The organism is Mesorhizobium sp. M1E.F.Ca.ET.045.02.1.1, assembly GCF_003952485.1.
Taxonomy (GTDB): domain Bacteria; phylum Pseudomonadota; class Alphaproteobacteria; order Rhizobiales; family Rhizobiaceae; genus Mesorhizobium.
This window is the reverse complement of record NZ_CP034447.1, coordinates 1,878,401-1,904,455: the sequence shown is the minus strand read 5'-3', so window position 1 is coordinate 1,904,455 and position 26,055 is coordinate 1,878,401. Positions and strand designations below refer to the sequence as shown.

The 26,055-nt window shown below is 65.4% G+C and carries 28 protein-coding genes; 16 read left to right on the top strand and 12 right to left on the bottom strand.

The window, feature by feature from the left end:
- Nucleotides 1-110: 110 nt before the first annotated feature.
- Together EJ070_RS09030 and rsmI are read right to left on the bottom strand one after the other, a co-directional pair.
- Nucleotides 111-488: a YraN family protein gene (locus tag EJ070_RS09030; RefSeq protein ID WP_126091037.1), complete on the bottom strand. Its 378-nt coding sequence runs from the start codon at nucleotides 486-488 to the stop codon at nucleotides 111-113.
- An 81-nt stretch (nucleotides 489-569) separates the two neighbouring features.
- Nucleotides 570-1,460: a 16S rRNA (cytidine(1402)-2'-O)-methyltransferase gene (gene rsmI, locus EJ070_RS09025; RefSeq protein ID WP_126091036.1), complete on the bottom strand. Its 891-nt coding sequence runs from the start codon at nucleotides 1,458-1,460 to the stop codon at nucleotides 570-572.
- Nucleotides 1,461-1,619: 159 nt separating this feature from the next.
- Between rsmI and EJ070_RS09020 the strand changes: the two genes are divergently transcribed.
- Nucleotides 1,620-1,808 carry a hypothetical protein gene (locus EJ070_RS09020; RefSeq protein WP_126091035.1) on the top strand — a complete coding sequence of 63 codons (189 nt, stop codon included), beginning with the start codon at nucleotides 1,620-1,622 and terminating at the stop codon, nucleotides 1,806-1,808.
- 199 nt (nucleotides 1,809-2,007) lie between these two features.
- Here the strand turns inward: EJ070_RS09020 and hemW are convergent, their stop codons facing one another.
- From hemW to rph, 4 genes are all read right to left on the bottom strand, one after another.
- Nucleotides 2,008-3,186 carry a radical SAM family heme chaperone HemW gene (gene hemW / locus EJ070_RS09015; protein ID WP_126091034.1) on the bottom strand — a complete coding sequence of 393 codons (1,179 nt, stop codon included), beginning with the start codon at nucleotides 3,184-3,186 and terminating at the stop codon, nucleotides 2,008-2,010.
- The gene (gene rdgB / locus EJ070_RS09010) at nucleotides 3,183-3,860 is read right to left on the bottom strand and encodes an RdgB/HAM1 family non-canonical purine NTP pyrophosphatase (protein WP_126091033.1); all 678 of its coding nucleotides are present in this window, start codon (nucleotides 3,858-3,860) and stop codon (nucleotides 3,183-3,185) included. Before rdgB ends, hemW begins: the two co-directional genes overlap by 4 nt.
- Nucleotides 3,860-4,270, bottom strand: a complete 411-nt coding sequence (locus EJ070_RS09005) for a VOC family protein (RefSeq protein WP_126091032.1) — start codon at nucleotides 4,268-4,270, stop codon at nucleotides 3,860-3,862. The genes rdgB and EJ070_RS09005 overlap by 1 nt, the downstream gene beginning before the upstream one ends.
- 238 nt (nucleotides 4,271-4,508) lie before the next feature.
- A complete protein-coding gene (gene rph / locus EJ070_RS08995; protein WP_126091031.1) occupies nucleotides 4,509-5,225 on the bottom strand; it encodes a ribonuclease PH in 717 nt (238 codons plus the stop codon).
- 134 nt (nucleotides 5,226-5,359) lie between these two features.
- On the opposite strand from rph, the gene hrcA reads away from it, so the two are divergent.
- From hrcA to cysK, 5 genes are all read left to right on the top strand, one after another.
- Complete coding sequence (gene hrcA / locus EJ070_RS08990) at nucleotides 5,360-6,442, top strand: heat-inducible transcriptional repressor HrcA (RefSeq protein WP_126091030.1); 1,083 nt, start codon at nucleotides 5,360-5,362, stop codon at nucleotides 6,440-6,442.
- Nucleotides 6,443-6,479: 37 nt separating this feature from the next.
- Nucleotides 6,480-6,677: a hypothetical protein gene (locus tag EJ070_RS08985; protein ID WP_126091029.1), complete on the top strand. Its 198-nt coding sequence runs from the start codon at nucleotides 6,480-6,482 to the stop codon at nucleotides 6,675-6,677.
- Between the two features lie 102 nt (nucleotides 6,678-6,779).
- The gene (locus EJ070_RS08980) at nucleotides 6,780-8,120 is read left to right on the top strand and encodes a sorbosone dehydrogenase family protein (RefSeq protein ID WP_126091028.1); all 1,341 of its coding nucleotides are present in this window, start codon (nucleotides 6,780-6,782) and stop codon (nucleotides 8,118-8,120) included.
- Between the two features lie 449 nt (nucleotides 8,121-8,569).
- Nucleotides 8,570-9,187, top strand: a complete 618-nt coding sequence (locus EJ070_RS08970) for a LysE family translocator (RefSeq protein WP_126091027.1) — start codon at nucleotides 8,570-8,572, stop codon at nucleotides 9,185-9,187.
- A gap of 187 nt (nucleotides 9,188-9,374) precedes the next feature.
- Nucleotides 9,375-10,355, top strand: a complete 981-nt coding sequence (gene cysK / locus EJ070_RS08965) for a cysteine synthase A (protein WP_126091026.1) — start codon at nucleotides 9,375-9,377, stop codon at nucleotides 10,353-10,355.
- Nucleotides 10,356-10,564: 209 nt separating this feature from the next.
- Here the strand turns inward: cysK and EJ070_RS08960 are convergent, their stop codons facing one another.
- Together EJ070_RS08960 and EJ070_RS08955 are read right to left on the bottom strand one after the other, a co-directional pair.
- A complete protein-coding gene (locus EJ070_RS08960) occupies nucleotides 10,565-11,812 on the bottom strand; it encodes a DUF6596 domain-containing protein (protein WP_126091025.1) in 1,248 nt (415 codons plus the stop codon).
- A 4-nt stretch (nucleotides 11,813-11,816) separates the two neighbouring features.
- Entirely contained in the window at nucleotides 11,817-12,179 is a 363-nt protein-coding gene (locus EJ070_RS08955; RefSeq protein ID WP_126091024.1) for a YciI family protein, read from the bottom strand.
- 254 nt (nucleotides 12,180-12,433) lie between these two features.
- Here EJ070_RS08955 and EJ070_RS08950 point away from each other — a divergent pair, with 254 nt between their 5' ends.
- The 3 genes from EJ070_RS08950 to EJ070_RS08940 all read left to right on the top strand — a co-directional run bounded on the left by EJ070_RS08950 (nucleotide 12,434) and on the right by EJ070_RS08940 (nucleotide 16,005).
- Nucleotides 12,434-13,393 (top strand): TAXI family TRAP transporter solute-binding subunit, encoded by a 960-nt coding sequence (locus tag EJ070_RS08950; protein WP_126091023.1) that lies wholly within the window; start codon nucleotides 12,434-12,436, stop codon nucleotides 13,391-13,393.
- Nucleotides 13,394-13,549: 156 nt separating this feature from the next.
- Nucleotides 13,550-15,646, top strand: coding sequence for a TRAP transporter permease (locus EJ070_RS08945; RefSeq protein WP_126091022.1), 2,097 nt, complete (start codon nucleotides 13,550-13,552; stop codon nucleotides 15,644-15,646).
- On the top strand, nucleotides 15,643-16,005 hold the full coding sequence (locus tag EJ070_RS08940) for a DUF1850 domain-containing protein (protein ID WP_126091021.1): 363 nt from the start codon (nucleotides 15,643-15,645) through the stop codon (nucleotides 16,003-16,005). Before EJ070_RS08945 ends, EJ070_RS08940 begins: the two co-directional genes overlap by 4 nt.
- Before the next feature lie 88 nt (nucleotides 16,006-16,093).
- On the opposite strand, the gene EJ070_RS08935 is transcribed toward EJ070_RS08940, so the two are convergent.
- Entirely contained in the window at nucleotides 16,094-16,546 is a 453-nt protein-coding gene (locus tag EJ070_RS08935) for a DCC1-like thiol-disulfide oxidoreductase family protein (protein ID WP_126091020.1), read from the bottom strand.
- Between the two features lie 196 nt (nucleotides 16,547-16,742).
- The gene (locus EJ070_RS08930) at nucleotides 16,743-16,889 is read right to left on the bottom strand and encodes a hypothetical protein (RefSeq protein ID WP_126091019.1); all 147 of its coding nucleotides are present in this window, start codon (nucleotides 16,887-16,889) and stop codon (nucleotides 16,743-16,745) included.
- Between the two features lie 399 nt (nucleotides 16,890-17,288).
- On the opposite strand from EJ070_RS08930, the gene EJ070_RS08925 reads away from it, so the two are divergent.
- From EJ070_RS08925 to ligD, 3 genes are all read left to right on the top strand, one after another.
- The gene (locus EJ070_RS08925; RefSeq protein WP_126091018.1) at nucleotides 17,289-17,792 is read left to right on the top strand and encodes a ferritin-like domain-containing protein; all 504 of its coding nucleotides are present in this window, start codon (nucleotides 17,289-17,291) and stop codon (nucleotides 17,790-17,792) included.
- 86 nt (nucleotides 17,793-17,878) lie between these two features.
- On the top strand, nucleotides 17,879-18,730 hold the full coding sequence (locus EJ070_RS08920) for a Ku protein (protein ID WP_126091017.1): 852 nt from the start codon (nucleotides 17,879-17,881) through the stop codon (nucleotides 18,728-18,730).
- 12 nt (nucleotides 18,731-18,742) lie between these two features.
- A complete protein-coding gene (gene ligD, locus EJ070_RS08915; RefSeq protein WP_126091016.1) occupies nucleotides 18,743-21,259 on the top strand; it encodes a DNA ligase D in 2,517 nt (838 codons plus the stop codon).
- Nucleotides 21,260-21,476: 217 nt separating this feature from the next.
- Here ligD and EJ070_RS08910 read toward each other — a convergent pair whose 3' ends face one another.
- Nucleotides 21,477-22,151 (bottom strand): winged helix-turn-helix domain-containing protein, encoded by a 675-nt coding sequence (locus tag EJ070_RS08910; RefSeq protein WP_126091015.1) that lies wholly within the window; start codon nucleotides 22,149-22,151, stop codon nucleotides 21,477-21,479.
- 169 nt (nucleotides 22,152-22,320) lie between these two features.
- Between EJ070_RS08910 and EJ070_RS08905 the strand changes: the two genes are divergently transcribed.
- Together EJ070_RS08905 and EJ070_RS08900 are read left to right on the top strand one after the other, a co-directional pair.
- The gene (locus EJ070_RS08905) at nucleotides 22,321-22,689 is read left to right on the top strand and encodes an NIPSNAP family protein (RefSeq protein ID WP_126091014.1); all 369 of its coding nucleotides are present in this window, start codon (nucleotides 22,321-22,323) and stop codon (nucleotides 22,687-22,689) included.
- Complete coding sequence (locus tag EJ070_RS08900; RefSeq protein ID WP_126091013.1) at nucleotides 22,686-23,030, top strand: antibiotic biosynthesis monooxygenase; 345 nt, start codon at nucleotides 22,686-22,688, stop codon at nucleotides 23,028-23,030. Before EJ070_RS08905 ends, EJ070_RS08900 begins: the two co-directional genes overlap by 4 nt.
- A 187-nt stretch (nucleotides 23,031-23,217) precedes the next feature.
- On the opposite strand, the gene mbfA is transcribed toward EJ070_RS08900, so the two are convergent.
- Nucleotides 23,218-24,201: an iron exporter MbfA gene (mbfA, locus tag EJ070_RS08895; protein ID WP_126091012.1), complete on the bottom strand. Its 984-nt coding sequence runs from the start codon at nucleotides 24,199-24,201 to the stop codon at nucleotides 23,218-23,220.
- A gap of 168 nt (nucleotides 24,202-24,369) precedes the next feature.
- Here mbfA and EJ070_RS08890 point away from each other — a divergent pair, with 168 nt between their 5' ends.
- Nucleotides 24,370-24,693 carry a hypothetical protein gene (locus EJ070_RS08890; RefSeq protein WP_126091011.1) on the top strand — a complete coding sequence of 108 codons (324 nt, stop codon included), beginning with the start codon at nucleotides 24,370-24,372 and terminating at the stop codon, nucleotides 24,691-24,693.
- A gap of 342 nt (nucleotides 24,694-25,035) precedes the next feature.
- On the top strand, nucleotides 25,036-26,013 hold the full coding sequence (locus EJ070_RS08885; RefSeq protein ID WP_126091010.1) for a threonine/serine dehydratase: 978 nt from the start codon (nucleotides 25,036-25,038) through the stop codon (nucleotides 26,011-26,013).
- Nucleotides 26,014-26,055: the final 42 nt, after the last annotated feature.

Here is a 26,055-nt window from a genome sequence, read left to right as displayed (position 1 = left end):
ATTGGCGAGAGCCGCGGTGACGTCCGATCTCCCCCCTTGCGGGGAGATGTCCGGCAGGACAGAGGGGGGTGCTGTCCCGCCAGCATTTCGCGAGGGTCCGGCTGAGCCCCTCAATTCCTCCCATAAAAAGCATTCTCCACGTGCACCGGCCAGCGCCAGGGCAGCACAGCCACCATGTCGAATCGCACCGACAGCCGGCCATAATCCGGCTGGCGCGACAGCCAGAGATCGGCCGCACTCTCGATGCGTCGTTCCGACGCGTGAGCGATCGCTTCCATCGCCTCCATCAACGTTCGGCGTGCCTTGACCTCGACGAACAGCACGAGGTCGCCGCGCCTGGCGATCAGGTCGATCTCGCCGAGCTTGGTGCGATGGCGGCGGGCAAGAATCCGGTAGCCTTTCAGCATCAGCGCCAGCGCCGCCAGCCATTCGCCGCGATGGCCGCGCCGATAGGCCTTGCGCCGATGGCCGACGCTGCGCTCAGCCACCGTTGTCTTCTCTTTGTTTGACCATGATCTTTTCCGAACCGAAGGTCAGCGAATGCAAAAACCGGTCCCCACTTTTCGGGATCATGGTCTGTCCCTGAGTTCCAGGAGCCGCCGGTAGAGCGCCTGCTTCTGACCGCCGGTCATCTTCGCCGCTTCGGCCGCCGCCTTGGATGCCGGCATTTCGGTGGCCAAAGACAACAGCAGCCGGTCGATGTCGGCTGGCTGGTCCGCCGTGGCTTCCGCCGGACCGACGCAGACGACGATTTCGCCCTTCGGCGTGTCGGCCGCCGCGTAGTGCTCGGCAAGCTCATTGAGCGTGCCCGTTCGCATCTCCTCGAAGGTCTTGGTCAGCTCGCGGCCGATCGCGGCCTTGCGCGTGCCGCCGAGCGCCTCGACCATCGCGGCAAGCGTTTCGGCCAGCCGGCGCGGCGATTCGAAGAAGATCAGCGTCGCCGGCACCTGCCTGAAGCTTTCGAGCTTCGTCAGCCGCTGACCGGCTTTCGCAGGCAGGAAACCGGCGAACAGGAAGGCATCGGACGGCAGGCCGGACGCGGTCAGCGCGGCAAGTGCCGCCGAAGGCCCCGGCACCGGCACGACGCGGATGCCGCGCTCCAGCGCTTCGCCGACCAGCCGGTAGCCGGGATCGGAGACCAGCGGCGTGCCGGCGTCAGAGATCAGCGCCACGCTCTGCCCGGTCGCCAGGGCCTCGATCAGCTTTGGCCCGGCCTCGCCGGCATTGTGCTCGTGATAGGCCGTGGTGCGGCGGCGGATGCCGTAGCGTTCGAGCAGCACGCGCGAGACGCGGGTATCCTCGCAGGCGACGATATCGGCCGCGGCCAGCGTCTCCAGCGCGCGCAGCGTGATATCGGCCAGATTGCCGATCGGCGTCGCCACCAGATAGAGCGCCGGCGCGAGCGGCCGCGCCGCGATCTCGGTCTGCCCGATCAGGTAGCTGCGTTTGTCGCCGGTCACCGGATACCCCTCTCTACCCACCTTGTTTGGCACGGCTCACGGCCGGTTGCAAAACGTGAAGTCGGGGTAAGGAAATCGCCATGCCTTCGCCACAGTGAGGAACGAAACCGGCACCGGTCGATTTAATCCCTGATTCCCCGGAGGAGGCAGGACCGGACGATGCCCAATCGCTTCGATATTTTCATCAGCCGACTTGAAAGCAAAACCGCCCGCGAGGGCACTCCCCCACATCCGATCGCCGCCCAGCAAGGGGCTCGCCGCGACAAGGCCGAAGAGAAGCCCGCCCGCAACGGCGAAGCGCATGGCGAAAAGACCCGCGGCAAGCCCCGCCAGAAGCACGACGCTTAAGATAACCAGCAACCTTCGCGATCCTCGCGCCTCGTCATTCCAGGGCGAAGCAAGGAGCGAAGCGACGCGCGCAGACCCTGGAATCCATGCCGTTACATCGAAGCGCCACCAACGGTGCGGAATTCTGCTCCGCCGCGCCCTTCGCATAGGTCACGGCATGGATTCTCGGGTCAAGCCCGAGAATGACGAAGGCGCGAGATCACCGCGCCAAATCCGCCACCACGGCATCGAGCACGATCATGCCGGCGGTCGTGGCGCGGAGCCGGGCATTGCCGACCGGCGCCACCAGCCCCTCCTCCTGCAGCACCGAAAGCCTCGCGGTCGAAAGGCCGCGCCCGGCAAGCGTCTCGTAGCGCGCGAGGTCGATGCCTTCGGCAAGCCTCAGCCCCATCAGCAGGAACTCGTCGGCCTCTTCCGAGCGCGTCAGCACCTCGCCGCCGGTCACGCCATGGCCCCTGGCCTCGACCAGATTGGCCCAGGTTTCCGGCATCTTTTCCGCGATGGTCACGGTGCGGCGGCCGTTTTCGACGAAGCGGCCATGCGCGCCCGGCCCGACGCCGACATATTCGCCGTAGCGCCAGTAGGTCAGGTTGTGCCGGCTTTCCGCGCCCGGCCGCGCGTGGTTGGAGATCTCGTAGGCCGGCAGCCCATGCGCCGCCGTGACTTCCTGCGTCAGCGCGTAAAGGTCGGCGGCATGATCGTTGTCGGGAAGGATGAACTTCCGCGCCGCATGCAGCGCGTGGAAGGGCGTGCCTTCCTCGATGGTGAGCTGGTAGAGCGAGAGGTGGTCGGCGGCGTGGCCGATCGCTTCTTCGAGTTCCGCCCGCCAGGCCTCCGGCGTCTGGCCCGGCCGCGCATAGATGAGATCAAAGGAGAGGCGGGGGAATATGTCCCGCGCGAGCCCGATTGCCAGCAGCGCCTCCTCGACATTGTGCAGCCGGCCGAGGAAGCGCAGGTCCTTGTCGTTCAGCGCCTGCACGCCGAGCGAGACGCGGTTGACACCGGCCGCGCGATAGCCGCGGAAGCGCTCGGCCTCGACCGAGGACGGGTTGGCCTCCAGCGTCACCTCGATGCCGGCCGGCACCGTCCAGTTATTCGCCACGGCCTCAAGCACCGCCGCGACGGTCTCCGGCTTCATCAGCGACGGCGTGCCGCCGCCGAGGAAGATGCTGGTCACCTCGCGCGGCCCGGTGCGGGCGCGCATCGTTGCGAGCTCAGTCGCGAAGGCGCGTGCAAACCGCTCCTGGTCGACCGGCTGGTGGCGCACATGACTGTTGAAGTCGCAGTAAGGGCATTTGGCCGCGCAGAACGGCCAATGGATGTAGACGCCGAAGCCGGGGCTGCGGTCGAGCGGCATGGTTTGGCCGATCCCGATCATTCCGAGCCGAGCCTGGCCAGATCCAAGCGCGCCAAATCCAAGCGGGCTTGGGCAAACTTCTGGAAGGCGCGGGCGCGGTGCGACAGCGCCGTCGCCTGGCCGGGCTTCCAGCCGTGTTTTTGCTCCGCGCTCATCTCGCCGAAAGTCTTGTCGAAGCCGTTGGGCAGGAACACCGGGTCATAGCCGAAGCCTAGCGTGCCGCGCGGCGGCCAGACCAGCGTGCCCTCCGCCTCGCCCCGGTAATACTCGGCTTCGCCGTCCGGAAAGGCGAGGCAGATGACGGCGACGAAGCGGCCGGTGCGTTGCGCCGGCTCGGTCGCGCCGACCTCCTGCAGCGCCACTTCGGTGCGCTGCATGGCCATGCCGAAATCGCGTGTGCCATCCGGCGTCTCGGCCCAGTTGGCGGTGTAGACTCCCGGCGCGCCGTCGAGCGCGTCGACGCAAAGCCCGGAATCGTCGGACAGCGCCGGCAGCCCGGTGGCCTTGGCCGCGGCATATGCCTTGATATAGGCGTTCTCCTCGAAGGTCGTGCCGGTCTCATCCGGTTCCGGCAGGCCATATTCCTTGGCCGATTTCGCCTCGAAGCCGAACGGCGCCATCAGGTCGGCGAATTCGCGCAGCTTGCCTTCGTTATGGCTGGCGACGACGATCTTCTGTCCGTTGAGAGAATGCATCACAGGCCCCAGATCCTTGGCTCGGCGAACTCGATCGAATTGCCTGAAGGGTCGCGGATATAGATCGAATGTCCGCCCTGCGGCCATTCGAAATCGCTTTCGATGGCGATGTTCTTCGCTGCCAGATGCCTGCGCCACTCGACGATCTCACCGGCCGTCGCCGTGAAGCAGAGATGGCCCTCTCCGGCCGTGCCATGCGGCGGCACCCTCAGCCTGGCGTCAGGCGCCGGCGGGATCTTGGTCGCCTCGGCGTTGAAAAGCAGCAACACGCCGTCGCCGCAGCGGAAGAAGACGTGGCGGCCCTCGACCTTGCCCAGCGGCTCCAGGCCGATGATGTCGCGGTAGAATTGCTCGGCAGCCTGCAAATCTGTGACGTAGAGAGCCGATTCCAGGATCGCAGAGGGCGTCACGAGGCACCCCCCTCTGGCCTCGGGCGTTCGTCGTTCGCAAAGCCAAGCAATTGGCTTTGCGTCCGCTTCGCGGACCACTCCTCACCCCCCGCAAGGGGGGAGATTGGCAGCTCCGCCGTCGGCGTCTCAACGGTGAAGATTGGCGAAACCCGAAGTGCCGCCCGATCTCCCCCCTTGCGGGGGAGATGGCCGGCAGGCCAGAGGGGGGTGCGAAGGATCGCCAACCTCATCAATAACCCTAAGCCACCGCCATCTGCTGCAGGCTCACCAGCCGCGAAATGCCTTTCTTGGCCAGCGTCATCAGCGCGGCAAACTGCTCTTCGGAGAAGGGCTCGCCCTCCGCCGTGCCCTGGATCTCGACGATGCCGCCCTTGCCGGTCATGACGAAATTGGCGTCGGTGCCGGCCGAGGAATCTTCGAGATAGTCGAGGTCGATGACCGGCTGGCCGTCGTGGATGCCGCAGGAAATCGCGGCGACATGGTCTCTCAGCACCTTGGAGACGCTGACCATCTGGCGGGCTTCCATCCAGCGCAGGCAGTCGTAGAGCGCCACCCAACCGCCGGTGATCGAGGCCGTGCGGGTGCCGCCATCGGCCTGGATGACGTCGCAGTCGACGGTGATCTGCTGTTCGCCCAGCGCCTGCAGGTCGACCACGGCGCGCAGCGAGCGGCCGATCAGCCGCTGGATCTCCAGCGTGCGGCCGCCCTGCTTGCCGGTCGACGCCTCGCGCCGCATGCGCTCGCCGGTCGAGCGCGGCAGCATGCCGTATTCGGCCGTCACCCAGCCCTTGCCGGAATTGCGCATCCAGGCCGGCACCTTCTCTTCCAGGCTCGCCGTGCACAGCACATGCGTGTCGCCGAACTTCACCAGGCACGAGCCTTCGGCATGCTTGGACACGCCGCGCTCGAAGGAGATGGCGCGCATTTCGTCGGATTGGCGTTTGGAGGGGCGCATCGAGGCTCTTTCTGTTCTTTTCCCGGATTCGTCGGCGGCTTGTAGACGCATGCGGCGCATGGCGCAAAGGAAAATGGGCCGTTGCACCCGCAGCCGCTAGGTCTATATCTTTCGGTTGGAGGTTTTTCGCCGGAATGAACAAGGCAGTGGATCCCGCTTCGCAGCCGCCCGTGCTTCAGTCACTCGACATGCGCTCGCGCGACATCTTCAGGCGGATCGTCGATTCCTATCTGCGCGACGGCGAGCCGGTCGGCTCGCGCAGCCTGTCGCGCATCCTGCCCTCGTCGCTGTCGCCGGCCACCATCCGCAACGTGATGAGCGACCTCGAGCATCTCGGCCTCATCTATGCGCCGCACATCTCGGCCGGCCGCCTGCCGACCCAGACCGGTCTGCGCTTCTTCGTCGACGCCTTCATGGAGCTCGGTGATCTGTCCGACGAGGAGCGCCGCGCCATCGAGGCGCAGGTTCGCGCATCTGGCTCGGGCGCGACGCTGGAGCATATGCTGACCGAGGCCAGCCAGATGCTGTCCGGCATGTCGCGCGGCGCCGGCCTGGTGCTCGCCGCCAAGAACGAGGTGGCGCTGAAGCATATCGAGTTCATCCAGCTCGAACCCACGAAGGCGCTCGCCGTCCTGGTGTCGCAGAACGGCGACGTCGAGAACCGGGTCGTCGACCTGCCGGCCGGCATCACCATCTCGCAGCTGCACGAGGCCTCCAACTTCCTCAACGCCCATATACGCGGCCGCACGCTGGCCGAGGCGCGCATCGAGGTCGCCCGCATCAAGGACGAGACCAGGGCGGCTCTCGACACGCTGTCGCAGGACCTTGTCGAGAAGGGCCTCGCGGTGTGGGCCGGCGCGGAAAGCGGCCTGCCGGCGCGTCTCATCGTGCGCGGCCGCGCCAACCTCCTGGAGAACGTCACCGCCCAGGCCGACCTCGAACTGCTGCGCCATCTGTTCGAGGATCTGGAGACGCAGGACGGGCTGCTGCAGCTTCTCGACCTTGCCGAGGAAGGCCCTGGCGTGCGCATCTTCATCGGCTCGGAGAACAAGCTGTTTTCGCTGTCCGGCTCGTCGCTCGTGGTCGCGCCCTATCGCGACAAGGACGCGCGCGTCGTCGGCGCGCTTGGCGTCATCGGCCCGACTCGGCTCAACTATGCCCGCATCGTGCCGATGGTCGATTATACGGCCCAATTGGTTTCGCGGATGCTGAGGTAGAAGCCCGCAAGCAGGGATCGCCGCAAGGAGGGTGGAAATGGCGCTGGAATCGTTCAAGGCCCAGATCAGCCTGTTGCTCGAGCAGATGGTGAACCAGCCCGAGGACGAGCACGAAGTGCAGGAGCAGCTGCGCGAGAAGCTCAGGGAGATGCGCGCCATGGGCCTGCCGCTGCCGGCCGACCTGGTCGCGCTGGAAAAGCGGCTCGACGACGATCTGGATGTCGAGGAAAGCTGATCTGCCGGCAATTCCCGTCAATCCGCGTGCCCGCGCTTCTATTTCGGGACGCCTGCCCGATATCTGCTGTCTGTTGCGCTTGATCGAATGACGGAGAACGGCATGATACGGATCGCCGGTCTTGCAGGCATGGCCCTGCTTCTGGCTTCTGGCGCCTTCGCGCAGCAGGCCGACCAGCCCTTGCTGACGGGCCGGAAGGCCTTCGGCGACTGGAAGGCCGACCGTCCAGGGGTGCGGCGTCTCATCAAGCCGGACGATCTCCAGCAGCCAAATGTCGCCGAATCCGCGTCGAACGGCGGCGGTCTCACCGATCGCCCGGAGGATGCGAAGCCGATCCTCCCGCCCGGCTTTTCGGCCGAGTTGGTCGCGTCCGGCATCGACAGCCCGCGTGTCGTGCGCGTGGCGCCGAACGGCGATCTCTTCGTCGCCGACAGCAGGGCGAACCAGATCCGCGTCTACCGACTTGCCGAGGGCAGCGCGAAACCCGCCGAGAAAGCAGTCTTCGCCAAGGGGCTGACGCGGCCCTATGGCATCGCCTTCTATCCGCCGGGCGACAAGCCGCAATGGGTCTATGTCGCCAACAGCAACAGCGTCGTGCGCTTTGCCTATCGCGATGGCGATCTCGAAGCCTCCGGCAAGCCGGAAACCGTCGTCACCAAGATCCCGGCCAGTCATCACTGGACGAGGGACATTACCTTCTCGCCCGACGGCAAGACGCTCTATCTGTCGGTCGGCTCGGGCTCCAACATCGCCGAGGACATGGGCGCCAGCCCGAAAGGCGGCGTCGAAGAATGGGCGAGGTCTCAGCCGCTCGGCGCCACCTGGGGCGCGGAGGAAGGCCGCGCCGACGTGCTCGCTTTCGATCCCGACGGCAAGAACCGCCGGATGGTCGCCACCGGCCTGCGCAACTGCTCGGGCATGACCGTGCAGCCGGCGACGGGCGCGCTCTGGTGCGTCGTCAACGAGCGCGACGAGCTCGGCGACAACGTGCCCTTCGAATATGCCACCACCGTCAAGGACGGCGCCTTCTATGGCTGGCCCTGGTACTACATCGGCAACAATGAAGATCCAAACTACAAGGGTGCGCGCCCCGATCTCGCCGGCAAGGTCACCATGCCCGATGTATTGATGCAGGCGCATTCGGCGCCGCTCAACATCGCTTTCTATGAAGGCGGCGATTTTCCGGCCGACTACAAGGGCGACGCCTTCGTCACCCTTCACGGCTCATGGAACCGCAATGTCCGCACCGGCTACAAGGTGGTGCGGCTGAAGTTCAAGGACGGCAAGCCGACCGGCGAGTATGAGGATTTCGCCACCGGCTTCGTCATCGCGGACGACGCGGTCTGGGGCCGGCCGGTGGGCGTGGCCGTGGCGAAGGACGGCGCGCTGATCCTGACCGAGGACGGCAACGGCACGATCTGGCGCATCAGTTATGGCGGCTAGCTCGTTGGCACGGGGGGTTTTGGAAGGCTGCCGTTTGCGAGATTTTCACCGTTCATTTCCGCCGTTTCAGACCGCTGATTGTCGACGTCGGCGCTGCCCTCATCGCTCTGCCGGGCACTTCTCCCCGTATAGTGACGGGGAGAAGCGGCTGGCCGCAACGACGGCGTCTTTCCTGCGACGCTGGTGATTGGCGAAACCGGCGATGAGAGGGTCCCTCTCCCCGTCACTATACGGGGAGAGGATGCCGGCAGGCAGGTGAGGGGCAGCGCCAGCGCTCGGAAAAAAGGTGACGGGCGAGTTCGAAATCGAAGCGATTGCCCAGGCTAGGGAACCTCCCGGCCGAGCTGGCGCAACGAATCCCGCCGTGAGGGGAATTACCCTCGACCCGGTATCATGATAGAAGCCGCGCTCCACACCGGTCCTTGGGGACCATACGCCAGGCCGCAGCCATGACACTCACCGGATTTCTCGCTTACAGCGCCGCCCTCGGCGTCGCCGCCGCCATTCCAGGCCCCGGCGTCACGGCGCTTGTCGCCCGCGCGCTCGGCTCCGGCTTCCGTTCCTCGCTGGCGATGTCGTTCGGCCTCATGCTCGGCGACCTCACCTATCTCACCGCCGTCGTGCTCGGCCTCGCCTTCGTCGCGCAGACCTTCGGCATGGTGTTCCTCGCCATCAAATGGGCGGGCGTCGCCTATCTCGCTTTCCTTGCCTGGCGCTTCTGGACCAGCGGCATTTCGCCGGAAACCGTCGAGGCGCGGAAGGGCAAGGGCGGCCTGGTGTCGAGCTTCATCGCCGGGCTGACGGTGACGCTCGGCAACCCGAAGACGATGATCTTCTATCTCGCCATCACGCCGACCATCGTCGACCTGAAGACCATCACGCTCGCCGACTATGGCATCCTTGTCGCGCTGACCGTCGTCGTGCTGTTCGTGGTTCTGGTGCCCTATCTGGCGCTGGCCGCCAAGGCGCGCTGGTTCCTGAAATCGCCGCGCGCCTTGAAAGTTCTGAACCGCACCGCCGCCGGCTTCATGATGGGAGCGGCAGCGGCTATCGCGGCGCGTCAGTAGCCTCAGACCTCAACCGGTCCCGATTCGGCGAAAGCATTCCGAAAACGGGCCGATCCGGAAAATGCATTTCCGGCGCGGGGTGGTTTTGAGCAACCGCCCCACTCGGATATTTTCGGCCGCCGGCCTATCTTGCGCGGCTGAAAGTCCTATTCTGTCTGCCTGTGCCTTTGCCTTGGGAGCGAAACCAATGAACAAGCCCGTCACCTCCTCGCGCGTACCCGGCCGCGGCCGCATCTTCAACTCGATCACCGAGACGATTGGAGACACCCCGCTGGTGCGGCTGGATAAATTCGCGAAGGAGAAGGGCATCGTCGCTAACCTCCTGGCCAAGCTCGAATTCTTCAATCCGATCGCCTCGGTCAAGGACCGCATCGGCGTCGCCATGATCGAAGCGCTGGAGGCGGCCGGCAAGATTTCGCCCGGCAAGACCACGCTGATCGAGCCGACTTCCGGCAACACCGGCATCGCGCTGGCCTTCGCCGCCGCCGCCAAGGGCTACAAGCTGATCCTCACCATGCCGGAGACCATGTCGGTCGAGCGGCGCAAGATGCTGGCGCTGCTCGGCGCCGAGCTGGTGCTCACCGAAGGGCCGAAAGGTATGAAGGGCGCCATCGCCAAGGCCGACGAGCTCGCCGCCACGCTGCCCAACGCCATCATCCCGCAGCAGTTCGAGAACCCTGCCAATCCGGAAATCCACCGCCGCACCACGGCCGAGGAGATCTGGAACGACACCAATGGCGAGGTCGATATCTTCGTCGCCGGCATCGGCACCGGCGGCACCATCACCGGCGTCGGCCAGGTGCTGAAGAAGCGCAAGCCTTCGCTGCATGTCGTGGCGGTCGAGCCGGAAGCCTCGCCCGTGCTCTCCGGCGGCCAGCCCGGCCCGCACAAGATTCAAGGCATCGGCGCCGGCTTCGCGCCCAAGATCCTCGACACCTCGGTCTATGACGAGATCGTCAGGGTCTCGAATGAGGATTCTGTCGCCAATGCGCGCCTCGTCGCCCGCCTCGAAGGCGTGCCGGTCGGCATCTCGTCGGGCGCGGCACTTCAGGCGGCGATCGTCGTCGGCTCGCGGCCGGAGAACAAGGGCAAGAACCTCGTAGTCGTCATCCCGTCCTTCGCCGAGCGCTATCTTTCGACGATCCTGTTCGACGGGCTGGGCGCGTAGCCGATCGAGGGGCGATACGCCGCGCCTCATTTGGCCGCGCCAAATTCTCCCCCCTTGAGGGGGAGATGTCGCCGAAGGCGAGAGAGGGGGTCGCCGCGCGTGAAGCGCCGGCACTTTTCCGCGACGACAGACAACGTCGGCGATCTAGGTGAGAGGACCCCCTCTGGCCGCTTCGCGGCCATCTCCCCCTCAAGGGGGGAGATTCGCCCTCAGTTTCGCACCAGCTTCCCCCGCTCCGCCTGCAGGAAACGGCGCAGGGCCGGATCGCGCTCCAGGCCGATGGCCCGGTCATAGGCTTCGGCGGCCTCGGCAGTCTTGTCGAGCCTGGCTGAGAGCTCGGCCCGCGCCGCCCAATAGGGCTGGTATTCGGCAAGCCGCTTTTCGGCGCCGATCTCGTCCAGCGCGGCAAGACCCGTGGGGGCCCCTTCGTCCTCCGCGATCGCCACCGCGCGATTGATCGCCACCACCGGCGAACCGGCCACGGCCATCAGCGCGTCGTAAAGCTGGCGGATCGCTGCCCAGTCGGTATGGCCGCTCAGCCGCCGCGCCGTATGCGCCGATTGTACGGCCGCCTCCAATTGGTAGCGGCCGATGGCACCCTTGACGGCGGCGCGCCTGAGCAGCCGCTCCGCCTCGTCGATCAGCTTCTCGTCCCAAAGCGCCATGTCCTGCTTTGCAAGCGGTACAAAGTCGCCATCAGCGTTGCGCCGCGCCGCGCGCCGCGCCTCGGCGAAAAGCATCAGCGCCAGCAGTCCCTGCGTTTCCGGTTCCTCCGGCATCAGCGACGCGACCAGCCGGCCGAGCCAGATGCCTTCGCTGGCGAGGTTGCGCCGTCTGGTCTCGGTGCCGGCAGGGTCCGACCAGCCTTCGGCGAAGGTGGCGTAGATCGCTTCCAGCACCGCGTCGAGTCGCTCGCCGAGCTCGGTCCGTTCCGGCACGCGGAAAGGAATGCCGGCCTCGCGGATGCGGGTCTTGGCGCGCACCAGCCGCTGGCCCATCGTCGCCGGCGCAACCAGGAACGCCGAGGCTATTGCGGCGACGTCGAAGCCCAGCACGGTCTGCAGGATCAGCGGCGCGCGTACGCTGGCCTCGATCGCCGGATGGGCGCAGGCAAACATCAGCCTGAGCCGCTCGTCGGGCAACTCGTCATTCGTCATCCGCGCCTCCGCCTCTTCGGCAATAAGCTGCAGGTGGTCGCGGGCCGCCTCGCCGGTCAGCCGTCGCCGCACGGCGTCGACGTCGCGCCGGCGCGCCACTGCGAGCAGCCAGGCTTCCGGTTTTTCGGGCACGCCGCTCTTCGGCCAGCGCTCGAGCGCCGCGGCGAATGCGTCGGCCAGCGCGTCCTCGGCGCCGGCGACGTCGCGCATGCGGGCCGCGAGCCAGGCGACCAGCTTGCCGTAGCTCTGCCGGGCGGCCGCCTCGGCGGCCGCCCGCGCCATCTCCGGGCGACCGTCCATACTGCTAGGACAGGTAGTCGGTCATTTCCCAGATCGGCCGCACCTCGACCGTGCCGGTGCTGGCTGCCGGACAGCGCGCGCCCCATTCCATGGCCGTATCGATGTCCGTCGCCTCGATCATGTAGAAACCGGCAAGCTGCTCCTTGGTATCGGCATAGGGGCCGTCGAGCACGTTGGTCTTGCCGTTGGCCAGCCGTATCGAAGTGGCCGCCTGGGTCGGGCGCAGCCTTTCGCCGGCGAGGTATGCGCCGGATTTCTTCAAGGCTTCGGTATAGGCGCCATAGGCCGCCAAGGTCTGCTCGGTCTTGTCGCGCGGCGCATTCGCCATCGCGGCTTCGTCGTTGTAGATCAAAAGCATGTATCGCATGGTGTTCTCCCGTTTTTGCAGGCCGCGTCGTTGCTAGCCGACCTATGTCGTGCGGCCGCGGCCGATTTCGACAGGCGCCTCCGAAAATCTTTCGTCCCCAAAGCATTCGAGCGCAAGCCGGCGCTTTTCGCCAGCACTCAACCGTTCGTCTAATGGCTGCAATTGCGGGTTGGCATTTGCCGCCTCCCGTCTAAACTCCCAGGTTCGCGCCGGGGAGGCGGCATGGCGCGATCGTTTCAGGAGGAGGAAACCATATGCTCGATTTCAGGACGAAATTTATTGCCGCCGGCGCGTTGGCGCTGTCGCTCGGCCTCGGCGCCGTGTCGGCCGGGGCGCAGGAATTCATCAACGTGCTGACCGGCGGCACGTCGGGCGTCTATTATCCGCTCGGCGTCGCGCTGTCCGAGATTTACGGCAAGGGCATCGAAGGCGCCCGCACGCAGGTGCAGGCGACGAAGGCCTCGGTCGAGAACCTCAACCTGTTGCAGCAGGGCAAGGGCGAGATCGCCTTCGCGCTCGGCGATTCGGTGAAACTCGCCGCCGAAGGCAACACCGAGGCCGGCTTCCCGGGCAAGCTCGACAAATTGCGCGGCATTGCCGCCATCTATCCCAACTACATCCAGATCGTCGCCAGCAAGGAGTCCGGCATCAAGACGCTCGCCGATCTCAAGGGCAAGAGCCTGTCGGTTGGTGCGCCTGCTTCCGGCACGGAACTCAATGCCCGCGCCATCTTCGCCGCCGCCGGGTTGAAATACGAGGATCTCGGACGGGTCGAATATCTGCCTTTCGCCGAATCGGTCGAATTGATCAAGAACCGGCAGCTCGACGCCACGCTGCAATCCGCGGGCCTCGGCGTCGCCTCGATCCGCGACCTCGCCACCTCGGTGCCGATCAACGTCGTCGCCGTGCCGGCCGAGGACGTCGCCAAGATCGGCTCGCCCTATCTTTCGGTCGTCATCCCGAAGGGGACCTATGAGGGCCAGACGGAGGATGTCGCGACCGCTGCGGTCGGCAATTTCCTGGTCACCCGGGCCGACGTTTCCGACGACACCGCCTATCAGATGACCAAGCTGCTGTTCGAGCATCTCGACCAGCTCGCCGCCGCCCATGCCGCCGCCAAGGCGATCGATCCGGCCAAGGCGCTGGACGGCATGCCCGTGCCGCTGCACCCCGGCGCGGAGAAATATTACAGGGAAAAAGGGCTCATCAAGTAAGCCTCCCCCTCCCCCTTGAGGGGAGGGTGGACAGCCGCCGGAGGCGGATGGACGGGTGGGGTCGCCGCGGCAGTGCTCGACGCGAGAGGACCCCACCCGCCTCGCTTCGCTCGGCACCCTCCCCTCAAGGGGGAGGGCATCCCCAGGAACCCGCCAATGACCAAAACCCCCACCGTTCTTTCTCCGACCGTCGAAGAGCCTATCGAAGGCCTGCCGCCGGGCTTCGGCGAAGGCATCGCCGGCAAGGCGGCCTTCCTGATTGCCGTCGCCTTTTCCGCCTTTCAGATCTACATCGCCGCCTATGGCAGCCTGCCCAGCCAGGTGGTGCGGGCCATGCATGTCGGCTTCCTGCTGCTGCTCGGCTTCGGCCTGATCGCCAATCTGCGCGCCCAGAGCATGCCGGCGAAAACCGCATTCTGGACGCTCGGTGTGCTGGGCTTCGGCACCGGCCTCTACAACTGGGTGTTCTATACCGATCTCATTCGCCGTTCCGGCTTCCTCACCACGCCGGACCTGATCGTCGGCACCGTGCTGGTGGTGCTGGTCTTCGAAGCGGCACGGCGGCTGATGGGGCTGCCGCTCGCAATCATCGCCTTCATCTTCCTCGCCTATTGCTTCGTCGGCAATCACTTGCCGCCGCCCTTCATCCATCGCGGCTATGATTTTGCGCAGCTCGTCGACACCTTCGCCTATGGCACCGAAGGCATATACGGCACGCCGGTCTATGTTTCGGCCGCTTATATCTTCATCTTCGTCGTCTTCGCTGCCTTCCTCGAGCGCGCCGGCATGATCGCGCTGTTCAACGATTTCGCGCTTGGCCTGGTCGGCTCCTGGCGCGGCGGCCCGGCCCAGGTCTGTGTGCTCTCCTCGGCGTTGATGGGCACCATCTCCGGTTCGGGCGTTGCCAATGTGGTGGCCAGCGGCCAGTTCACCATTCCGCTGATGAAACGCTTCGGCTTCCGCGCGGCCTTTGCCGGCGCCGTCGAGGCGACCTCCTCGATGGGCGGCCAGATCATGCCGCCGGTGATGGGCGCGGTCGCCTTCATCATGGCCGAGACGCTGAACATCGCCTATGCCGAGGTGGTGAAGGCGGCGATCATCCCGGCGCTGCTCTATTTCGGCGCCTGCTTCTGGCAGGTGCATCTGGAGGCTGGCAAAGCCGGCTTGCACGGCATGGCCAAGGGCGACCTGCCCAATCCCTGGGACGCGGTGCGGCAGCACTGGCCGCTGGTGCTGCCGCTTGCCGTGCTCGTCTATCTCCTGTTTGCCGGCTATACGCCGATCTTCGCCGGCACCATGGGCCTGGCGCTGACCATCGTGCTGATCCTCGGCGCGCCGCTGGCGGCGCTGATCGGGCCATTTGCGTTCCGCGTCGTCTTCTGGCTGGCGCTCGGGCTTGCCGCCGCCTCCTTCATGCGCTTCGGCGTCAATAGTCTCGGCCTCGTCATCGGGGCGCTCGTCGTCGCCTGCATCACCTTCAAAGGCGGCCGCGAGACGCTGCGCATCTGCGTCGACTCGCTTGCCGAAGGCGCCAAGAACGCGCTGCCGGTCGGCATCGCCTGCGCCATCGTCGGCATCGTCATCGGCACGCTGACGCTGACCGGCATCGCTTCGACCTTCATCGGCTGGATCATCTCCATCGGCGAGAACAATCTATTCCTGTCGCTGGTGCTGACCATGCTCACCTGCCTTGTGCTCGGCATGGGCATCCCGACCATCCCCAACTACATCATCACCTCCTCGCTCGCCGGCCCGGCGCTTCTGTCGCTCGGCGTGCCGTTGCTGGTCAGCCACATGTTCGTCTTCTATTTCGGCATCATGGCCGATCTGACCCCGCCGGTGGCGCTCGCCGCCTTCGCCGCCGCTCCCATGGCCAGGGAAAGCGGCCTCAAGATCGGCATCCAGGCCACCAAGCTCGCAATCGCCGGTTTTGTCGTGCCGTTCATGGCGGTCTACACGCCGGCGCTGATGCTGCAGGATGCCGGCCCGATCGCCGCCTCGTTCGGCTATCCGGTCGAGGTCGCCTACATCGTCGTCAAGGCCTGCATGGGCATCGTGCTCTGGGGCGCCGCCGCCGTCGGCTTCCTCGCCCGCCGCATGGCCTGGTGGGAGCGCATCGTCGCTTTCGTTGCCGGCGTGCTCCTGGTCGCGGCGCTGCCGCTTACCGACGAGACCGGCTGGGTGTTGTCGTTTGCGTGGATCGGCTGGCACTGCTGGCGCGCGCGCCAGGCCTCGGCAAGGGACGCTGCGTGAGCCTTTGCATCCTTGCTGCCGGCAAAACCGTGGTTCTGGCCACGGCCGCCTTCACGCTGTCCTGGACGCATTCGGTGGAGCGCACGCGCTGGCAGGAGGACTGGACAGTGACGCCTGCCGGGCTGCGGATCGTTGAGGCTCGCGTGAAGGGCTCCGGCGCCGGCATGGAGCCGCCACAGGGCTCGGTGCTGAGGGACGGCTGGTGGGTCTATACGCCGCGGATCGGGCCGCAGCCGCGCCTGGTGCTGGCAGCCTCCGGCGCGACCGGGGAAGGCTGGACGCTGTGCACTGCCAAAGGCTGTCGCGAGCTGGGCAGCGCGGCGGCGGCAGCGATCGTGCTCGAACCTTGCGGACCATGACCGGTCGAGATAGCGGACGACAACCGCCACCGATGGCCTGATGCATGTCTTTGTCGCGAAACCGGTTCCCACTTTCGCGAGACATGCTTTAGCCGATCAGCCGCTGCCGCAGTTCGGCGGACGGGATCTCGCAGCTGTCCTTCCTGCCGAACAGCGCATAGCGGTTTTTCGCGACGCGGTCATAGAGCCAGTCGCGCAGCGGCTGCGGCAGGACGAGCAGCAGCCTCGCCGCGCGCCAGGGCCAGCCGAGCGCCGCCATGACGGCGACGAAACTGTCGAGCTTCGTGAAGGCCACGCCGTCGATGATGGCCAGGTTGGTTTCGTAATTGTCGGTCGGCAGGCCGTATTTGCGAAACAACGCCTCGCCGAACGGCGATTGCGCCGTGGCGAAGCGGAAGCGCTTGTCGCGGTCGAGCTTGACGATCATTTGGACGAAGCCCGAGCAGAACACGCAGACGCCGTCGAAGACGATCAGCGGCTGGCGGGCGTCGTAAGCTTGGCCTGGGAGAAGTGGACGCTTCGGTTCGGGCAGGTCGGTCATGTTGGCCCCGGCTGCTTGTGCCTCCCTTACGCTAAACCAGGGGGACACTAAGCCAGCCGGCGGCGGCGTCAAAGTCGCGGCGTTGTCGCACGCCTGCCGTCGGCGACGGCGGGGCGCTCGTCACGATAGGTCGTGGCGCGGCTGTCGGCGGCCGGCTTGCAGATCCGGCTGTTGTGGCGGCTGTCGGGCATCGTGATCAGTTCGTGCCGACGCCGAGCGTGTTGCCGCGGCGCGCGCAGGCCGGACCTGGGCCGCGCATATAATAGCGCTCGGGCCGATAGGTCGGCGCGACGAATTCGCGAATGGCGGCGGCATAGCCGGCGATGTGGTTCCAGAAGTTCATTTTACCTGTCCCTGTCCCGTTTTCGGATGTCCCTTCCGAATTGTCCGAGAGCATAGCGTCGAGGCGTGAATAGTCGGTGAACGTCATGTTAATTTCTGGTCCGAAAGTCGTTGCTTCGTGGCTGGAATGCGGCTGATTCGCGGTCTTTCCACGCCTTTTGTCGCGATTTCGGATCGTGTGACTTTTGCATCACATATGTTTCGTCCCGATGTCGCTTGGGCGCGCTTCTGTTTCACGTTCGGCCGCCGCCCGGAAATTTCATTGCGCGTCCGGAAAACGTCAGGAACCCGCCCGGGGAGGGGCACGTTGACCCTTCACGACCGTGCGGATCGCTCCGACGAAGGCGGCCGCGCCGCCGTTCGAATCCCCACCCGGCACAAGCAAGGGAAGGCAAAAGCCATGGGTTTCTTTTCGAAAGACATCAAGTCGCTGGACGACCTCTTCATCCATATGCTGCGCGAGATCTACTATGCCGAAGAGCAGATCGAGCGGACCCTGCCGAAGATGATCGGCGAGGCGACCGACCCGCAGCTGAAGGCCGGTTTCGAAAAACATCTCGAACAGACCAGGGGCCATATCGATCGCGTCGAGCAGGTGTTCGAGCTGCATGGCGTCAAGGCCAAGGCCATCAACTGCCCGGCCATCGACGGCATCCTCGAGGAAGCCGACGAGGTGAGCGGCGACGTCGGCGACAAGGAGGTTCTCGATGCCGCGCTGATCGCGTCCGCGCAGGCGGTCGAGCACTACGAGATCACACGCTACGGCACGCTGATCGCCTGGGCCAGGCAACTCGGCCGCAGCGACTGCGCCAATGTGCTGGCCAAGAACCTTAAGGAAGAGCAGGCCACCGACCGCAAGCTCACCGAGATTGCCGAGAACAGGATCAACCTGCTGGCGGCCTGATGGCTATGCAACGACAAGGCGCACGCCCGGAACCCAAGCGAGCCCCTGTCCGTTGCGACTGAGATCGCATCGCGCAGGAGTTCGCCATGGCACCGCGCCCCGCCTGGAAGGGCTATCTGAAACTGTCGCTGGTCACTTGCGGCATCGAGCTGACCAACGTCGTCACCCATGCCGAGAAGGTTTCGTTCCGCATCCTCAACCGCAAGACCGGCAATACCGTCAAGCGCATCTATGTCGACGCCGAGACCGGCAAGCCGCTGGAAGAAGGCGACGAAATCAAGGGCTACGAGGTCAGCGACGGCGACTTCGTCCATATCGAGGAAGACGAGATCGAGGCGGTTGAGATCGAGTCCTCGCACACGATGAGCCTGGACGGCTTCGTCGAGAAATCCTCGATCGAGCAGATCTATCTCGACACACCCTACTATGTCTCGCCGGCGGACAAGGTGTCGCAAGAGGCTTTTGCCGTCATCCGCGACGCGATGGCGGCAAAGAAGATGGCCGGCCTCGCGCGCATCGTGCTCTACCAACGCGAGCGCCCCGTGGTGATCGAGCCGCTCGGCAAGGGTATGGTGCTGACGACACTGCGCTACGACGATACGGTGCGCCAGCCAGGCACCGTGTTCGACGACATCGAGGCAACCAGGACGGATGACGAGATGATCGATATCGCCGAGCACATCATCAGCCAGAAGAGGACGAAGTTCGACCCTTCGAAGTTCGACGACCGTTACGGGGATGCGCTGCTCGAGCTGATCCGCGCCAAGAAGGCCGGCAAGAAGGCGCCCAAGGTCAAAGCGCCGGCGAAGCCGTCCAATGTCGTCAACCTGTTCGACGCGCTGAAGAAGAGCCTGAACGCAGAGGGCGGCGGCAAAGCCGGCAAATCTTCATCGAAGGTGCGGGCGAAGGCCTCCGCGGCTAAACGCAAATCCGCATAGGAGCACGGCGCCATGGCCGGCCTCGAGCAATATCACGCCAAGCGCGATTTCCGGAAAACCGCCGAACCGGCCGGCAAGGTCGGCCGGCACAAGAAAAGTGGGGCCGGCGGCATTTTCGTCGTCCAGAAGCACGCCGCCACGCGGCTCCACTATGATTTTCGGCTGGAGCACGATGGCGTGCTGTGGAGCTGGGCGGTGACGCGCGGCCCGAGCCTCGATCCGCATGAGAAGCGGCTGGCCGTGCATGTCGAGGACCACCCGATCGACTACGCCTCCTTCGAAGGCACCATTCCGAAGGGCGAATATGGCGGCGGCTCGGTCATCGTCTGGGATGACGGCAGATGGGTTCCGGAAGGCGATCCGGCCGAAGGCATGAAGAAAGGCCATATCGATTTCGAGCTCGAAGGCCACAAATTGCATGGCCGCTGGCATCTGGTCAGGCTGAAGCCCAGGCCTGACGAAAAGCGCGACAACTGGCTGCTGATCAAGTCCGACGATGCCGCCGCCCGCCCTGGCGAGGACGTCCTCAAGGACGAGCCGCAATCGGTGAGGTCCGGCCTCACGATCGAGGAGGTCGGCGAAGGCAAGTCAGCCAAGGGCGAGAAGCCAAAGGTCTGGCATTCGAACAAGCCCGCTGCCGGCAAGGCCAAGGCCGGCCATGCCAAGCGCCTCGAATTCATCGAGCCGCAGCTCGCCACGCTGGAAAAGAACGCGCCTTCCGGTGATGACTGGCTGCATGAGGTGAAGTTCGATGGCTACCGCATGCAGGCGCAAATCGCCGGCAGCGACGTCAGGCTGCTGACGCGCGCCGGCCTCGACTGGACAAAGAAATTTGAAGGCCCGGTCACCGCAGCGCTCGCCGGTCTCAAATGCCGGGATGCCATCATCGACGGCGAGATCGTCGTGCTGGCCGACAGCGGCGTGTCGTCCTTCCCCCTGCTGCAGGCGGACCTTTCGGCCCGCCGCGCCGACCGCTTCATCTACTATGTCTTCGATCTGATGCGGCTCGACGGCGAGGATTTGCGCCGCGAGCCGCTGGTCGAGCGCAAGCAGGCGCTCGCCGAACTGCTCGGCGAGCAGCCGGAGGACTCGGCGCTGCGCTTCAGCGATCATTTTTCCGAACCCGGCAAGGTCATCCTGCAGCATGTCTGCCGCATGGGTCTCGAGGGCGTGGTGTCGAAACGCGCCGACGCGCCCTACCGCAGCGGGCGCGGCCTCACCTGGGTGAAGTCGAAATGCACGCTGCGCCAGGAATTCGTCATTGGCGGCTACCTGCCCTCGGACAAGACCGGACGCGGCCTGCGCTCCCTGCTGGTCGGCTACCATGAAGGCGGCAAGTTGCACTATGCCGGCCGCGTCGGCACCGGCTTTTCCGGCAAGGTAATGGCCGGTCTCAAGAAGAAGCTCGACAGCCTCGAGGCCAAGGAATCGCCGTTCTCGGCGGCCGTGCCGAAGGGCAAGGGGCTCACCTGGGTCAGGCCTGAACTTGTCGGCGAAGTGGAGTTCCGGAGCTGGACATCCGACCGTATAATCCGCCACGCCTCGTTCCAGGGGCTGCGCGAGGACAAGCCGGCGGAGGAAGTCGTGCAGGAAAAGCCGAAGCAGGCCGACGGCAAGGCTGAAGCAAAGTCGGGTAGCGGCAAGACCGCGCCAAAACCCTCGGCAGGAACGGCGATGACCTCGATAAAACTCTCGCATCCCGACAAGCTGCTGTGGCCCGACGAGAAGGTCTCCAAACAGGACCTGCTCGACCATTACGCTCTGGTGTGGACGCGCATGGAGCCGTTCGTCGTCGACCGGCCGCTGGCTCTCGTGCGGGCGCCGGATGGCATCCACGGGCAGCGCTTCTTCCAGAAACATGCCTCGCCCGGCATGAGCGACAAGATCGCCAGGATGAAGGATCCGACCGACGGCGAGGAGATCCTGTTCATCAGGGATTTCGACGGGCTTGCCGCGCTCGTCCAGTACGGTGTGGTCGAGGTCCATATCTGGGGCTCGACCGTCGACGAGCTGGAAAAGCCGGACCAGATCATCTTCGACCTCGATCCGGACGAAGGCGTCGACGTCAAACGCGTGCGCGAGGCGGCGCTCGACATCCATAAGCGGCTCGACGAGCTGTCGCTGCCGAACTTGGTCAAGACCTCCGGCGGCAAGGGCTATCACGTGCTGGTGCCGTTGAAGCCGTCGGCGGACTGGGACGAGGTCAAGGATTTTGCTCATGACTTCGCTCGGGCGCTGGAGCAGGCTTCGCCCGACCGCTACACGGCGACCCTGTCGAAGAAGGCGCGCACGGGCAAGATCTTCGTTGACTATCTGCGCAACGGCAGAGGCTCGACCACGGTCGCGCCCTACTCGTCGCGCGCCAAGAAGGGCGCGACGGTGTCGATGCCGGTGACCTGGCCGGAGCTCGAAAAGGGCTTGGCTCCCAACGCCTTCCCGCTCGGCGACGCGACGACGCTGAGTGAGCTGAAGAAGGCCGACCCGTGGGCGGATTTCTTCAAGCTGGGCAAGGTGTTGAAGCGGGGTTGAATCTCTTAAGATCGGCGGGCCAGCGCCCCCCTCTGCCCTGCCGGGCATCTCCCCCGCAAGGGGGGAGATTGCAGTTTTGGCGACTCGCTTATCCTGCAACGTCGCAGGTTGGCGAAAGCGGCTGAGCGTTAATCTCCCCCCTTGCGGGGGAGATGCCCGGCAGGGCAGAGGGGGGTGCCTCGCGCAGAGGTTGCCAGTCTATCGTTTGTGCGCAGCCCTACGCCAGAAACACCCTCTCGAATTCCTGCCTGCCCTTCGGCGAGAACACCACGGCGCGGCTGTCCCTCTCGCGCCGCGCCCATTTCTCGGCGATGATCTTGTCGAGGATGGCGGCGCCCAGCGCGCCGGCGAGGTGCGATCGCCGCACGCTCCAGTCGAGGCAGGCGCGGCAGACCGGCCGCCTGGCCTTGGTGTCGATCGCGATGTCGAGCGCGGCGAAATGCGAAATACCTGACGGTGAGAGTCGGATCTCGTTGTCCTCGCGCAGCAGCACTTGTCTGTCGACGAGACGGTCGAGCATCGCCACCGCCTGCTCGCCGGCGAGGTGATCGTAGCACACCCGCGCCACGCGCATGGCCGCATCGCGCGGGCCGGGCCGAACCCGCTTCGGGCCAACGGCTTCCGCAACGCCGATGATCGCTTCGATCATGCCCGCCACCTGCGGGCTGGCGAGGCCGTAATAGCGATGCCGGCCCTGGCTCGCGAGCGTCAGCAGCCCGCCATCCATCAGCTTCGACAGATGCGAGGACGCGGTGGGCAGCGAGACGCCGGCTTCCAGCGCAAGTTCCGATGCGGTCAGCGCCGTGCCGCCCATCAGCGCGTTGAGCATGTTGGCGCGGGCCGGGTCGCCGACCAGGCTGGCGACACGGGCGATGTCTGGTCCTTCACGCATAGTTCGATCCTCATCGAAGCATTCCCGCGAGGGGAGCACTATTCTCGAGCCAGCTCAAGCCGCCAGGCAAACGCTCCTGACAGGAGAATGCCTAGCACGCCGACGCCAGCGATGTTTCGACCGTGGTCGAACCATCGCCGCCGTGAAGCCAACCGACGAGGAGACCGCCATGACCATCACCTGCTTCATCCGCTACGAGATCGATCCGTTCGGCAAGGCTGCCTTCGAGCAATATGCGCGCGCCTGGGGCCAGGCCATCCCGCGCTGCGGCGCCGACCTGATCGGCTATTTCGCGCCGCATGAGGGCTCGGCCACCACAGCCTACGCCGCTTACAGCATCGAGAACCTCGCAGCTTACGAGGCCTATCGCGCGCGGCTTGCCGCCGACCCCGCCGGCAAGGCAAACTACGACTTCGCACGGCGCGAGAAGTTCATCCTCAAGGAAGACCGGATCTTCCTGAAACTGGTGTCGGGCCCGCACGGGCCGAGGCAGATGTTTCACACCGATGTAATCGTGAAGGAAGGGATAGAGGCATGATCGCTGTCATCTTCGAAGTAGAGCCGGCGGAGGGCAAGCGCGATGCCTATCTCGGCATCGCCGCGGAGCTTAAGCCCTTGCTTGAAGGCATAGACGGCTTCATCTCGGTCGAGCGCTTCCAGAGCCTCACCGATCCGAAGCGCGTGCTCTCGCTGTCGTTCTGGCGCGACGAGGAGGCGGTGAAGGCCTGGCGCAACACCGAGGAGCATCGGCAGGCGCAGAAAGCGGGACGCGGCGGAATCTTTGCCGGCTATCGTCTGCGCATCGCCCATGTCGTGCGTGATTATGGGCTCAATGAAAGGGCCGAGGCGCCGCAGGATAGTCGCGCCGTGAATGGATGAAGCTCCCCCTTCTCCCCTTGTGGGAGAAGGTGTCGCCGAAGGCGACGGATGAGGGGTGTTCCAGCTTGGCGGCGCCGGAGGAGACTGCAAGGTCGCCAACGTCTCACTCCGCTGGAACACCCCTCATCCGTCTCGGCGCTAACGCGCCGATCCACCTTCTCCCACAAGGGGAGAAGGGAAAAAGCGCTCAGGCATTCCCGATCAGCACGCCCGCGCCGAACACCAGCGCGCCGCCCAGCACCACCTGAAAGGCGGCGCGCCAGAATGGCGTCTGCATGTAGCGGTTCTGGACGAAGGCGATCGCCCAGAGCTCGAAGAACACCACGATCGCGGCGACGATCGTGGCCGTCCAGAAATAAGGGATGAGGTAGGGCAGCGCGTGGCCGAGCCCGCCCAGCGTCGTCATCACGCCGACGGTGAGGCCCCGCTTCAGCGGCGAGCCGCGCCCGGAGAGCTTGCCGTCATCGGAGGCGACTTCGGTGAAGCCCATCGAGATGCCGGCGCCGATCGAGGCGGCAAGACCGACGAGAAAAGTCTGGAACGTTTGATGGGTGGCGAACGCGGCCGCGAAGATCGGCGCCAGCGTCGACACCGATCCGTCCATCAGTCCGGCGAGCCCCGGCTGCACATAGGTGAGGATGAACTGGCGCTGCTCGGCGCTCGCCTCCTCCTCCTTCACCTCGCCCGGGACATGTGTCTGCTCCAGCTCATGCGCGGAATTCTCATGGCCGAGCTCGGCCGCGGCCAGATCGTCGAGCAGTTTGCGCGTCGAGGCGTCGGTGGTCCGCTTGGCCGCTTCGACATAGAAGCGGTAGGCCTGCCGCTCCATCTCCTCGGCCTGCCGGCGCACATGCTCGATGCCGAGCGGCCGCACCAGCCAGTCGGGCTTGCGCTCGTAATAGCCCCTGACATGTTCGCGCCGGATCAGCGGAATGCGCTCGCCGAAGCGCCTGCGGTGGAGCTCGATCAGGGAATCGCGATGGCCATCCTCCTCCTCCGCCATCGCCTCGAACACCTTGGCCGATTGCGGAAAGGCTTCCGCCAGCCCGTCGGCATAGGCGCGGTAGATGCGCCCGTCGTCCTCTTCCGACGAGATCGCCAGCGCCAGGATCTCCTGCTCCGACAACGAATCGAAGGAGCGGCGGCCGAAGCCGAAAACACGGGAAAGCATGAGGAAATCACCCTAATTTAGAATAGTTCTAAACTAGGAGCTTGGACGCCGAGGGTCAATCGTGAACACGGCGGGACAGGCGGAATTCGTTGATCCAGCGTCGCACCTTCATTATTGCCGAATGTTCACCGATATGAGGCGCGCCAATTGAAATCGAAGGAAGCAAGGATGACGGAAAAGAAGCTCCCGCACGCATTCGATGTGAAACCCGTTCTCGATCTCATCGCCGGCATCGAGGCGGACCTGCAGCGCCTCAAGGGTCTGGTCGAGGAACAGATCGAAAAATTCGACCCCGCCAATCCGCACAACAAGACGCCTGAGGGCAAGCTGACCGAGGAAGGCGTCGAATGCTGCTACCGCATGTTCGACGAGGGCAAGTCGCGCTATTCGGTCGCCCAGCAGATGAAGATCTCGTTTGCCGCCGCCACGCATCGCTTCAACAGCTGGCGCAAGCTCGGAGGGAAGAAAAGGACGCGCACGCTGCTAGGGTGAGGCGTCCTACTTCGTCACGAAGGGCATCGGCGTTGAAGCTGCCAATCTCCCCCCTTGCGGGGGAGATGTCCGGCAGGACAGAGGGGGTGTGAAGGAACTCTGTCCTTTCCGGCAAATGTAGAGCAGCCCTGGCAACTTGCGAGCGTATTCAGCATTGATCGGCTGAGATGTCGGCGGGACAGCACCCCCTCTGGCCTGCCGGCCATCTCCCCCGCAAGGGGGGAGATTACGCGCTTCGCCGTCCGTCATCACCAACATTGTACCCATCACATTTTTTCGTTGGCGCGCCGGGACAATTTCCGTGCACCATAGGCGGTCCCGTTCTTCCGCGAGGCCCACGCCATGACCGCCCTGCCCGGCATTTCCGACATCCACGCCGCCGCCGCGCGGCTCTCCGGCCTGATCGTCGAGACGCCGCTTATCGAATCGCCGGAGCTCAACAGGCGCTATGGCGGCCGCATCCTGTTCAAGCCCGAGACGCTGCAGCGCACCGGCTCCTTCAAGATCCGCGGCGCCTACAACAAATTGTCGTCGCTGAGCGAAGAAGAGCGCAGTCACGGCGTCGTTGCCTTTTCTTCCGGCAATCACGCGCAGGGCGTCGCCGCTTCGGCTGCGATGTTCGGTGTCAAGGCGGTCATCGCCATGCCCGTGGACGCACCGGCGCTCAAGGTCGGCAATGTCCGCAGGATGGGCGCCGAGGTGGTGCCGTTCGACCGTTTCAAGGACGACCGCATGACGGTCGTTCGCCCCTATGTCGAGATGGGCATGGCATTGGTGCCGCCTTTCGACGATCCGGCCATCATCGCCGGCCAGGGCACGATCGGGCTGGAGCTGATGCGCCAAGCGAAGGCGCTCGGCGTCAGCCTCGACGCGGTGGTTATCCCCTGCGGTGGAGGCGGCCTGTCGAGCGGCATTTCCGTCGCTGTCAAGGACGCCTCGCCGCGCACCGCCGTCTGGGCGGTCGAGCCCGAGCATTTCGACGACACGCGCCGCTCGCTGGCCAAAGGCGAAAGGGTCTCGAACCAACCCGGTCATACCTCGATCTGCGATGCGCTCCTCACCGCCGAGCCCGGCGCCATCACCTTCGAGATCAACCGCCGGAACCTCGCCGGCGCCATCGCCGTCTCCGACAAGGCCGCCGCGCAGGCGATGCGCGACGCCATGGCCTACCTGAAGCTGGTGGTCGAGCCCGGCGGCTGCGTCGCGCTCGCGGCGCTGTCGTCCGGCGAAATCGACCTCGCCGGCAAATGCGTCGCCGTGGTGCTTTCCGGCGGCAATGTCGATTTCGGCACCTATGCCGAGATCATGGCTGCAGCTTAGGCGGTGCTGCTGCGACTCCACACACAGGCCGCGATCCGTCAC